Consider the following 12735-nt stretch of genomic DNA (forward strand, 5'->3'; position numbering starts at 1 on the left):
CACTAAAGATTATACTCTTCCTTGCATGCAATTAAAAAGAAGTTATTTGTTGGAGAGTATTTCATAGCCAACAATTCTAATATATAATCCCCGCCGTAAAATCATGATGATTTAACATATAATTACAAAATATAACAAGGAATAGAATGAACTTTTCAATCGTAAAAAAAGCAGTATTAGTTGCGGCAATGGCAACATCTTTAACAGCTTGTATGACTACTGGTCCGGCTTTAAAAAGCTCTAATTCAGAAAGTGTTGCTGGAATAGAAGCACGTTTACCATATGCAAACTATGCTAGCTACTTCGGTTACATTGATAAAGGTACTGCTCCACAAGGTACGTACAAAGAAAAAGATGCATACTACTTATTCGTATGGGTACCAGCAGCAATTGATGAAATTGGTGTATCAATGGTTTCTCCAGCATCGGGCACGCCAAGTGACACTGATTTCGTAAGTGATGCATATACAAAACTTAATGAAAGTAATCCTGATACGTTCTTCGATACTTACATTGTATTAGATCGATTAGACATCGTTGATAGCGCTAAGATCAGTAAAGGTGGTAAATCTTTACAAACTCTAACTTACAATGATGACAGCAGCGAATTACCAGCTAACCCAGGTGGAAGTACTTATAACTCTTTAATTCGCCACGTTAGTGAAGTAAGCAGCCCAACTAAAGCGTTAGTACGTGGTGTTTACCGTATCTCATTTACATCTTTCCGTTCAGCTATCGAAGGTTCTTTTGAAGCGACTGTTGGTACTAACGTACCAGGCATCAAAATTGCTAAAAGCCTTGAAGAACTTCAAGCTCTAGTTAACGAAGGTTAATATCTAATTTTATTAGGTAATTAAAAATGCCGTTCATTTAAAATGAGCGGCATTTTTGTATTTATCACTTTTACTATTGGATAATTTGGTAGATAAGTAGTTATTTTAAGTCGTGCTTAAGTATTTTATTTTTAGCAGATTAAGCTTATTTCTAGCAAAAATAATTTACGCTTTATCGAGCGCTTGGCTTACATCGGCAATAATGTCTGCAATGTTTTCAATGCCGACCGATAAGCGAATTAAATCGCGACTTACACCAGCATTTGCTAATTCATCATCGTTTAATTGACGATGTGTAGTTGATGCAGGATGACACGCAAGCGACTTGGCATCGCCAATATTAACCAATCGTAAAATCATGTTTAGCGCATCAATAAAACGAGTACCTGCCTCTAGCCCACCTTCAATACCAAAGCTTAAAATACCCGATGCTTTACCACTGGTGATTTTTTGGCTCATTTCGTTATACGGGCTTGATTTTAATCCTGCGTAATTAACCCAAAGTACTTTTGGATGATTTTCTAAATACTCAGCCAGATGTTGTGCATTTTCGCAGTGGCGATCCATTCTTAAGCCTAAGGTTTCAAGGCCGATTAAAATGTCAGATGCGTTTTTAGGCGCAAGGGCTGCGCCGGTATTTCTAAGTGGCACGACTCTACAACGTCCAATAAATGCAGCTTCAGCAAAGGCTTCGGTATAAACCACGTTGTGATACGACGGATCGGGCTCGTTCATCATTGCAAAACGCGTAGCATTCGCTTTCCAATCAAATTTTCCTGAGTCGACAATCATGCCGCCAATGGCAGTACCGTGCCCGTTTATATACTTAGTAAGTGAATGAACCACTATATCGGCGCCCAGCTCAAATGGGCGGCATAAATACGGCGTAGCCACAGTATTATCAACTATAAGCGGCACACCTTTACTGTGTGCAATGCGTGCTAAACGCTCAATATCAACAATATTACCTGCCGGATTACCAATAGATTCACAAAAAACAGCGCGGGTGTTGTCGTCAATTGCATTCTCGAACGCGGTAAAGTCATCGGCTTTAATCATGCGTGCTTCAATACCTTGCCTAGGTAAGGTATGTGCAAATAAGTTATACGTGCCACCATATACTTGGCTGGTGCTTACAATATTAGTACCGACTTCACACAAACATTGAATAGCATACGTAATAGCGGCCATCCCAGAGGCAACAGCCAGCCCACCAATGCCCCCTTCCATTGCAGCAATACGTTGTTCAAGTACGGCATTGGTTGGGTTCATTATGCGGGTGTAAATATTTCCAGGTACTTTTAAATCGAATAAATCAGCGCCATGCTGCGTGTTATCAAATGTATAAGAAGAAGTGTGATAGATAGGCACCGCTGCAGATTTAGTGGTAGCCTCAGATTCGTAACCGTGGTGCAGTGCTAATGACTCTAATTTCATAATTATTTCCTTCAATTAATTTACCACTAAGCTAGCACTTCTTGGTTATAAAATGCACATGAAATATTTTAAAGAATGTTGAGGTGATTTGATTTAAGTTCAGGGCTGATAAGAGCGAAGAGCAGACCGTCAGCCTTTGTCTTTGCGGTAGGCTGTTTCAAGCTCATTGTTGCCATTTGATTGACTCAAATAAATGAGCAACGAGCGCTCATTTATAACGATTCTAATTGGTTAATGTGATTTTCAGGGTCTGTTAACTTATCCGTAGTTAAGTTTTTTAGCCCTTGTAGCATATCACTAGAAATATATTTTTCAGTCACAGCCCAAAAACCTACTGCCCCCGTTTTACCTTTGTTTTTTCCTTGTTCTTTAAAATCATTCCAAACATTAAAAATAGATTGTTTTCCTTTTGATAATTCGCGAGTTTTTTTATCTATTAGAGAGTGAATAATGATCCCACATTGATAATACAATCGGTAATTACCCTTCCTAGCTGCATCTTCTAATGAATATTTCGTTAAAGCATTGGCACAATCTGACTTTGCTTGGTTTAACTTTTTACTAATGAATAGCTCAATAATTTCGGGATAAAATTCCCGCAAGGCTATAGCGGATAACCACTCTGCATTACCTTCATGTATCCAGCTTTCAGATTTATCGCTTACTAATGAAGCGCTATCTTGATAAAAATGTGAAGCTTCATGTGCAAACATCCATAAAGTTCTATTAATAAAGTTTTTTTCTTTTAATTTTTCGTCCAAGTTATCCATATCCCAATGGATAAACACTTGATTAGGCAGAACACCTCCTTGAATATCTTTCCCCTTTTTATTTGAATATGAGGCAAATAGCATCGGTTTAACACTACTACTATTTTCTCCTAAATGTGATTCAAAGAACGTCATTGTTTTTGGTAGTGATTGGCTAAGTTCCATCTTCATTTTTTCAGGCAACCCTTGATCAATCATGGCTAAAAACGTTGGCTCATCTATAGGCTTTTGTTGCCCTATATAAACGTATTGTCCATCATCATAACCAAGCCAGTTTTCGGATTGATAGTTAACTTTTCCATTGGCAATAAAATGGGCATTTCCTTCTACTTCTATTTTGATTTTCCAACCATTATCATCATCCGAGCATAGGTCGATGCATGCAAATAAACGGCCCGTATGAATTAGAACACCTCCGTCTGAAAATGGTGCTATAGGTGCGTAAGATTTAGGCAAATGCTTATAAGTTGGTGTTAAGCTAAGTTGCACATGATTAAAGGCTTTACCATCTATTCGTTGAATAAACTCTTGATGTTTTTCATAAACAACCTCAAATTCATTATTAACAGGTTTCCACCTTTTGGTACGTGAGTCATTTGGGCTATTAACGAAGGCAATTTTTTGTGCAGGAGTGCCAGTAGTGTATATAAGCGATAATGTTTCCACTGATTTGTTGATCTGTATATTTACGTCAGCTTTTGCAAATGCACTTGTTTGAAAAAGAAAGTAAAGACATGCGAAAAAAGAGAAGTAATGTACGGCTTTCATTAAATTTAATTCCATTTATTTTTATTATTCAAATTATTATACATATCTTTCGTATAACTTTAAGTTATTGTTATACCTTCTTTAGAGCCATAGAGGTAAAACTTGGAGACCTTCTGTTTCTCACATTTTTAGGTCATGCTCAGAAATAACCTGAATGACCGCTCTGGTGGCTTAGCTGTCCAATTCCGAGGTTTTTGAAAAGTAATGTCAATGTCTGCTGTTGGCACACTCCAGCTACTCGACAACATAAAATATTGATAATAATTGGCAAGGTATTTTACTGTGTTGGATGGCGTGGCTTCGCCACTTATCCGACCTACGTCAAAAGGTAGGTTGGTTAAGCCGAAGACGCCACCCAACAGAGTATCGATTCACGCCTTGAAGTTCAGCAGCTAGCACTTTGCAGTCATAAACAAGCGAATCAAACATCAATAAAAAAGGCGCTTCCTTTACGGTAAGCGCCCTTCTCTTATCTCACTAATTACTTATTTTACGATTGTCATTTCGTCTAACAAGTTTTGTGCATTATCTACTTTATCCATTACCCACAGCATGTAGCGCGAATCAACGTGAATTGAGCGGTTAAGCTCAGGGTTGTAATCCCAATCACCAATAATACTTTCGTGAACACCGTCAAACAGTAAGCCTACAAGCTCTGCTTTGCCGTTAAGTGTTGGCGAACCTGAATACCACCGGTAGTGTCTACATTTGATAAAAAGTTAACTGGTACTGTATTCATGCCACCGGTGTAATCACCATAAAGCTTGGCTTTAATTTACTCTTGTAACCTCTAAGTCTTCTGGCGATTCAAACATGGGATAATAAGGTCAATAGCCGTGCAATGATTTATTACAATCGAGTACTTAATCTTATTTTTTATCAAAATTCATCGATAAATCAAGGAACTGTTTTGCTGGTATTGGTTTGCTAAAGTAAAAACCTTGCATAAAATCACAGCCCAATTCGTTCAATAAAGTATGCTGCTCTTTTGTTTCTACCCCTTCGGCTACAACTGTCAGTCCTAAACTGTGCGACATGGCAATAATTGCCTTTACGAGATTACAATCTTCATTGTTTAGCACAATACCATCAATAAAACTTCTATCTATTTTTAGTACATTAAAAGGGTATTCTCTCAAATAACTTAATGATGAATAACCGGTACCAAAGTCATCCATTGATAAGTTAATGCCTAATGCAGTAATCTCAGTCAGTATATCAACAACATTAGTGTGACAACTCATCAATACTCCCTCTGTGATTTCAAGTTCTAAACTTTCGGGATTTACATTTGCTTCACTCAGTGAGTTTTGAATAAAGCTAAGTAATCTTACATCTCTAAATTGACGAGGAGATAAGTTAACAGCCATTGTATATTTTTGTTGGCGTTTACAGGTGCTTTGCCATGTGTTTAAAAAGTGTAAAGCTTGGCTAATCACAAATTTGCCAATGGGTACAATTAGTCCTGTATTTTCGGCAATAGGTATAAATTCATCGGGAGTTACATTACCTAACACGGGGTTATGCCAGCGTAATAACGCTTCTGCGCCAATTATGTGTTTATTTTTAACATCAATTTGAGGTTGGTAGTATAGCTCGAATTCATTACGTTCAAGGGCACCACGCATTTGCTCTTCTATTACTAGTTGGCGCTGAATAATTACATTCATTTTTTTAGTGAAAAATGAATAAGTATTACGACCATATGATTTAGCTTGATACATTGCGGTGTCAGCATTTCGTAATAAATCATCGACTGTAGTGCCATTTTCTGGGTATATGGCTACACCAATACTCGCTGTTAGTATGAGTTCCCGCCCCTCAATTTTAAAAGGGGTTCTAAAATTGTTGAGCAATTTTTCAGTAATTTTTAACGCAGCATGATCATCAGTTACACCTCGTAATAATATGATAAATTCATCTCCACCTAGGCGCCCTACCGTGTCTTCTTTTCGCAGTGTCTCTTGCAGCCTTTGCGCTGATTCAATTAAAAGTTTGTCTCCAGTTTCATGACCTAAAGAATCATTTATTTTTTTAAAATCATCTAAATCCAAAAACAGTACTGCCGCTTTCTCATTATTTCTTTGTGCTTCAATAAGTAATTGCGACAAACGATCAAGTGCTAAAAAACGATTTGGAAGTGAAGTTAAACTATCGTAATACGCTTGATGTCTAATTAGTTCATCTGACTTATGCTGCTCTGTAATATCTCGAATAATAACCATTAACTGATTATGTTTTGTTATTTTATTTATTCTTGCTTCAAAAAAAACGAGTCCATGAGGCAAAGCTAGCTCGTATTTAAAGCTCATCATTTGCTCTTTTTCTAATACAAGACTGATATAGGTTTCAAATTTTTTGGCTACATCGTTAGGGAGTACATCACCCATTTTTTTTCCGATAAACTGCTTTGGCTTGGTGTAAAGATCGGTCTCGTTACTCGCATGATACTCAATAATAGTTCCATCATTTTCCATCAAGAAAAATAAGTCAGGAATTGCCTCAAAAATAGTTTTTAGCATATGCTCATTAAATGACGCATCTGCTTGTGCCTTTTTTACATCCGATAAATCAATATCAATACAGTACATTTGTTTTGTATTGTATTGATTTGTAAACATAACATGACTAGAAAAAACCGGTACATTGTTTCCATCTTTGTCTTGTAAGGTAATTTCAGATGCTGGAATTTCTATATCTTTTTTTACCCAATCACTGTGTGCGTCAATTACAAATTCACACATTGATTCTGGAATTATAAGATCTTCTATTTTTTGCCCTATGGCTTCTTCTTTGGTATATCCGTAAAGTCGCTCACTCCCTTCATTCCAATAAATAACACGACGTTCACTGTCATAACCTTGAACAGAAATAACATTTACCGCATCAAATAACTGATGCAAATAGTCGTTAATTACAAATTGATGGGTTAAGTTTGAAGTCTCGTTATCTAATTTCATTTTGAGGTTATATCCATAAATAACTTTATTTAATAATAGAAAAATACTAAATAATAATTAAATTTAATTTTAATATTAAATTTCCATGTACATTATATACGTCATTATGCAAAACAAAAAAAGAGCCGAAGCTCTTTTTTAATAATTGTTAACTATATTTAAACTCTATAAAAACTGAATTTATTTTTTTGTCACATCATTTGGATGTTCCACACCAATCCACGCTTTAAACAGCGCTTTTTGCTCCGGTGTTGCTTCTTTATCAGCAGCAACTGCTTTAGGCTTATCAAAATCTTCTGATAATACTAATGCTAAGCTTTCAAGTGCATCACGACGAAGATAGTCAACGGTTACTTTATCGCCTGCTTTATATATTTCTAAGCTAGTTTTTAAATCTTTACCTACATGATGCTTGTTTATAGCAACAATTTTATCATCGGTAGTTAAACCAGCTTTCCATGCGCTTCCGCCTCGACGAACGTAACTTAGCGTAAGTAGCTCGCCTGTATTTTTAGCCGTAGCATCAATACTTGCAAGCGCTTTTGCTTTTTCTGGGCGCTCAAATTTCAAACCCACTTTAGCAAGCAATTCATCAAAGTTAATATTTGCAGGCGACTCTACATTTTCTTGCCACCAGCTTGAGTAATCACGCCCTGTTAAATCTTTTAAAATGTTAAGCACATCTACGTCTGTAAAACCTGCTGGCATTTTATGATTGTTATAAAGTGCTTTATGCACGTCGCGGTAGCTTATTTTACCTTGGCTTTTTTCTAGCAAGTCGATATCTAAAGCAAGTGAAAGTAACGAGCCTTCTGAATAAATATTGGTGCTGTAGTTACGTGCATGGTCGCCACCTTGGTTAATCCATTTATCAAAGCTTGTTTCGCTTGCGCTTTGTACTTCACGTCCTGGTGTTTGTAAATGACGATTAATAGTTTTACTCATCACTTTAAAAAACTCATCCGTTGTTTCAATGCCTGAACGCACTAATAAATGATCTTCAAAATAACTTGTTGAACCTTCCGCAATCCAAAGCAATTTTGAATAGTTCATATTAGTGTAGTCGTATGGTACTAAACCTTGAGGGCGATACGCTTTTACGTTCCATGTATGAATAAATTCGTGTGCAGCTGTGCTTATAAATGCGAGGTAATCTTCTCGGCTGCCAAATCGATCGCGTGGGCGCTGTATAATAGTTGAGTTTAAATGCTCAGTTGCACCACCAGCACCCGACGTTGCATGTACCATAAATACATAACGTTCATAAGGATAGCCTTCCCAAATTACGTTACCGGTAGCAACTAATTTTTTAAGGTCTGTAAGCATTAGATCTACATCGTAATTACCATCACCCCATACTACTAAGTCATATTCACGGTCATCTACTTCAAATGTGTGTAGTTGATTTATACCAGTTTCGATTGGCGAATCAACAAGCACGTCGTAGTCGGCGGCTTTAAATGAATTTTTACCTTTTAAATTGTCCATACCCGATACCGAGCGCCACTTTTTAGGCACTTCTAAATTAACGGTTACAGGTTCTTGGCGAAATGATTCACTAAACATAAAAAAGCCTGACGCATCTATAAATGCATGGCTATCATCTATGTGGCGAGCACGCTTACCAAGTTCGTTTGCATACACTTGATAGTCAACATTAACTTCTGTTGGCTCATTAAGGTGTACACGCCACGTACTGTGGTCTATTTTTTCCCACTTTAACTCTTTGCCATCTTCATCTTTAGCTTTGAAATAGCGAACGCCGTTGGCAAGGTTTAGCATTTCATAGCGACCTGTTCGCCATGCTGGAAGTTTTATATCAAGATGTGATTGCGCTGTTTTAGGAAACTCAACACTTACATCACCTAAATGGTGTTGTGGTTGCGATATTGCTAAAGAATAATTTACATCGGCAAAAACAGGTGCTGAACATGAAGCTAAAATAGAAAGGGCTAATAACTTTTTCATAGAGACTCTTAGTGGAAACTTAATTACTTACAAGACTAACAAGCCCTTATTTAAAAGTGAATTAAATACGATAAATGGCTGTGTATATAAGTTTATGCGCATTACATTATTAAAAATGCTAAGTTTTTAGCTAGATAGCTACACATAATAAAAATTTGTTGTAAACTGAGGGTAATATAACTAACTCGATGGCGGTATGCTTAGGTGTCTGAAAAATCTAAAGCTACAGATAAAAAACTCAAACAAGCAATCGATGCTCGAATGGCTATTGAGGATGCACGTAAATATCAAGTAGATACCCTGTCTAATTTATCAGCTAAATTATCGCTAAGTTGTAAAGGGCTTGACACTGAGCTAGATAATAGACTCGCTAAATTTAGAAATGCTCTTACTAAGGGAGTTAGTTTTGAATATCTATCACCTTTAATAACCGAAATCATTACGTTATTAAAAAATCAAGAATCTGTACAATTAGCGCAACAACGTGACTTATATGCAAGTGTACTTAACGCGGGAAAACAATTACAAAAAATCATTGGATTACCAGATGATACTCGCAGATCACTAAGAAACTTATTAGATAACGAAATTAATAACATTCAATCTACGCACGACTTTCTTCCTTTATTAAACCAACTGATTACTTTTTATCATCATGCTTTAAATTCTAAACTAAATAGCGGTTCTAACGACCAATCAACAGCAACCCCGGCGTTAGCCCAAGAGCTACTTGAACTAGCTAACGCATTAGTTCTTGAAGATGAAGCAGCTGAAGAAATTAAAATAATTAAAAACAAAATTACAAAAAGCGATACAATGAGTGCATTGCTTGACGCTGCAATAAATATAATTAGCGTTATTGTTAAAAATATTAATAAAGAGAGAGAGTCAGCGCAAAGCTTTTTAGCTTCTCTTAATCAAACACTTGAAGAACTTCACAATTCAATCGTTTCTACAAGCAAACACTCGCAGTCTATGGGACTGGAATTTGATACTTTAAATAAAAATATTAAAGATAAGATAAAAAATCTTAACGAAAAAACGCAAAATGCGACCTCAATTTCATCTTTAAAAGAGCTTGTAGACAACGAACTAAAATCACTCAGTAAAGACTTTATTGCAAAAGAGCAGCTAGAACGCGCTGATAGAGAAGTATTGGTATCGAGCTTTGATAAAATAAATAGCCGTATTGGTACCCTCGAAAACAAACTCACTAAGTATAAAAAGCGACTAAACGAACAACGCTTTAAAAGCTTGCTAGACAGTCTAACAAAACTACCTAACCGTGCTGCATTTGATGAACGATATAATCACGAAATTCACCTATTTAATGTCCAAGCTTCAGATGTTACCCTTGTAGTCATTGACGTTGATCACTTTAAATCTATTAATGATAGGTTTGGACATACAGCCGGCGACATCACATTGCAGGTTATTGCAAAAGCGTTACAAAAATCAGTTAGAAAATCAGATTTTATCGCCCGTTATGGCGGTGAAGAGTTTGTATTACTAATGACCGATATGACAATTGAAAATGCTGCCGTCCCATTAGACAAATTGAGAAAAGCGATTAAAAGCATTCCTTTTAAGTTTAGAGATAAGCAAATTGAGATAACAATATCTTTGGGGGCAACTCAATTTAGAAAAGGAGATACACCAATTATCGCCTTTGATAGAGCTGACGATGCACTTTATGAAGCAAAAAATACAGGTAGAGATCGTCTTTGTATGAGTAAATAATGTCATCTTTCTTATTTAAGAAATATTATGGCTAAGTAGTTAATTTACGTAAAAATAGCAAGGAGAATACCGATGCTAATACAATTAAACCCAACTGGTGTTTTAGATTTACTCTCGCAATTAGAAGTTGATTTATTAGAGCAATCTTCAGCCAGTGAGCGCTACAAACTATTTAGAAATTGCGCGCTTGCTGTTCTTAATGTGGGTAGTCATACAGACGAAAGTAACGACATTTACGATAAATACAAAGACTTTGATATACGATTAGTAAGCCGCGAACGCGGCATTAAAATCGAGCTTAAAAACCCACCATCTACTGCTTTTGTTGACGGCGAAATAATTACAGGTATTCACGAACATATATTTTCAGTCATCCGTGATATTTTATTTATTTGTCAAAAATACGAAAAAAACCTTAAAGAACAAAAAGCCATTACTCATATGGTATTTGATATGCTCAGAAACGCTGATGCATTACGCGTTAACATAGAACCAAATATGGTTGTTTGTTGGGGCGGGCACTCTATTAACGAAGTTGAATATAAATACACTAAACAAGTAGGTTACGAATTAGGCTTACGCGGTTTAAATATTTGTACCGGGTGTGGACCAGGTGCAATGAAAGGTCCAATGAAAGGCGCTACTATTGGTCATGCCAAACAACGAATTACAGATAATCGTTACTTAGGTTTAACAGAGCCAAGCATTATAGCAGCCGAACCACCAAACCCTATTGTTAACGAATTAGTTATTTTACCTGATATAGAAAAACGCCTTGAAGCATTTATTAGAACCGCCCACGCAATTATAATTTTCCCTGGCGGTGCAGGTACTGCCGAAGAACTTTTGTATTTATTAGGTATATTACTTCATCCCGATAATACTAAGCAGTGTTTACCCGTTATTTTGACCGGACCTAAAGAAAGTGAAGCCTATTTTAAAGAGCTCTGTAAATTTGTTGAAATGACACTGGGTAAAGAAGCTCTCGATAAGTTTGAAGTTATTATTGATAACCCTGAACTTGTTGGTCAAAAGCTAAAGTCAGCAATGTCTAATGTACGTAATTATCGTAAAAGTGAAGGTGATGCATATTACTTTAACTGGACGCTAAAAATTGATAACGATTTTCAGCAACCTTTCGTACCTACACATGAAAATATGGCAGGTCTTGATTTACACCTTAATCAGCCAAAGCAGCTATTAGCCGCTAATTTACGACGAGCGTTTTCAGGCATTGTTGCCGGCAATGTAAAAGACGAAGGTGTTAAAGCCATTAAACAGAATGGTCCATACATTTTAAGCGGCGAGCCTGCCCTGATGAAAAGTATGGATAAGTTATTACAAGCATTTGTTGTCCAAGGTCGTATGAAACTCCCTGGTAGTAAATATATTCCGTGTTACAAAATAAAAGCATGAGTTATATAGTTTGAAGCCCCACTTACTCCTTATTGATGCGCTTAACTTAATTAGGCGCATTTACGCAGTTGACGTAAATCAAAAACATCACAGTGATGAGCAAATGATACAAACATGCAGTGCTCGTGTTGCTCATGCTTGCAAAAAACTTTTAAATACAACCAATGCAACACACGCCATTGCGGTATTTGATGGTGATAGAAGCTGGCGTTATCATTTTTATAAAGACTATAAACATTCGCGCGCACCTATGCCACAAACCTTAAAAGACGCTTTATTGCATTTTAAAAATGCGATTGAAGAAACTGGTATTGTAGTATTCGAGCCAATAAACGACGAAGCAGATGATATTATTGCCACCCTTGCATCTAAGGCAGCAAGCAATAATATAAGTAATACCGTAGTATCTACCGATAAAGGTTTTTTACCTCATTTGGGTGATTACATCACTGTTTACGACTATTTTAAAAAACAATATCTTGATAAGAATAGTATAAAAGAGCGTTTTGGGGTTGAGCAAACCAAGCTTATTGATTTTTGGGCTTTAGCCGGTGACAAAACAAATGATATCCCTGGTATAAAAGGTATTGGTACAAAATCAGCTCAGCAGCTTATTAATAATTATGAATCAATTGAGCACGCCTTAGAGGATAAATCACTTAGCCCAAGCATTCATAAAAAGCTCGACGCTGGTATGGATATGTATGTTATTTCAAAGCAGCTGGTCAGTTTGCGAACAGATATAAATTTAGGCTTTAGTTTAAAGCAGTTAAGACTTAATTAGTCGCAAGTTAATAGCACGTAGTATACGCAATACGTATACTATTATTAGTCACGGCAGTT

General features: G+C 36.4%; 8 protein-coding genes and 1 pseudogene. 4 read left to right on the forward strand and 5 right to left on the reverse strand.

Annotated elements, in window-relative coordinates; all coding sequences use genetic code 11:
• The first annotated feature begins 146 nt into the window (after positions 1-146).
• Positions 147-833: a LipL32 family surface lipoprotein gene (locus GQR56_RS08165; RefSeq protein WP_024611089.1), complete on the forward strand. Its 687-nt coding sequence runs from the start codon at positions 147-149 to the stop codon at positions 831-833.
• A 165-nt stretch (positions 834-998) separates the two neighbouring features.
• Here the strand turns inward: GQR56_RS08165 and GQR56_RS08170 are convergent, their stop codons facing one another.
• The 5 genes and pseudogenes from GQR56_RS08170 to GQR56_RS08190 form a co-directional block, all read right to left on the reverse strand.
• Positions 999-2270, reverse strand: a complete 1272-nt coding sequence (locus GQR56_RS08170; RefSeq protein WP_166110248.1) for an aminotransferase class I/II-fold pyridoxal phosphate-dependent enzyme — start codon at positions 2268-2270, stop codon at positions 999-1001.
• Positions 2271-2482: 212 nt separating this feature from the next.
• Positions 2483-3823 carry a hypothetical protein gene (locus GQR56_RS08175; protein WP_166110251.1) on the reverse strand — a complete coding sequence of 447 codons (1341 nt, stop codon included), beginning with the start codon at positions 3821-3823 and terminating at the stop codon, positions 2483-2485.
• 470 nt (positions 3824-4293) lie between these two features.
• Positions 4294-4598, reverse strand: a pseudogene (locus tag GQR56_RS08180) (S46 family peptidase); the annotation flags it as partial.
• 79 nt (positions 4599-4677) lie between these two features.
• A complete protein-coding gene (locus GQR56_RS08185; RefSeq protein WP_166110254.1) occupies positions 4678-6768 on the reverse strand; it encodes a bifunctional diguanylate cyclase/phosphodiesterase in 2091 nt (696 codons plus the stop codon).
• Between the two features lie 180 nt (positions 6769-6948).
• Positions 6949-8736 (reverse strand): PDZ domain-containing protein, encoded by a 1788-nt coding sequence (locus GQR56_RS08190; protein ID WP_166110256.1) that lies wholly within the window; start codon positions 8734-8736, stop codon positions 6949-6951.
• A 204-nt stretch (positions 8737-8940) separates the two neighbouring features.
• Here GQR56_RS08190 and GQR56_RS08195 point away from each other — a divergent pair, with 204 nt between their 5' ends.
• The 3 genes from GQR56_RS08195 (at position 8941) to xni (ending at position 12676) form a co-directional block, all read left to right on the forward strand.
• Complete coding sequence (locus GQR56_RS08195; RefSeq protein ID WP_166110259.1) at positions 8941-10476, forward strand: GGDEF domain-containing protein; 1536 nt, start codon at positions 8941-8943, stop codon at positions 10474-10476.
• Between the two features lie 72 nt (positions 10477-10548).
• A complete protein-coding gene (ppnN, locus tag GQR56_RS08200) occupies positions 10549-11892 on the forward strand; it encodes a nucleotide 5'-monophosphate nucleosidase PpnN (RefSeq protein WP_166110262.1) in 1344 nt (447 codons plus the stop codon).
• Between the two features lie 10 nt (positions 11893-11902).
• Positions 11903-12676, forward strand: a complete 774-nt coding sequence (xni, locus tag GQR56_RS08205) for a flap endonuclease Xni (RefSeq protein WP_166110267.1) — start codon at positions 11903-11905, stop codon at positions 12674-12676.
• The last annotated feature ends 59 nt before the right edge of the window (positions 12677-12735 follow it).

It is taken from the genome of Pseudoalteromonas sp. Z9A5 (genome assembly GCF_011378875.1).
Lineage (GTDB): Bacteria > Pseudomonadota > Gammaproteobacteria > Enterobacterales > Alteromonadaceae > Pseudoalteromonas.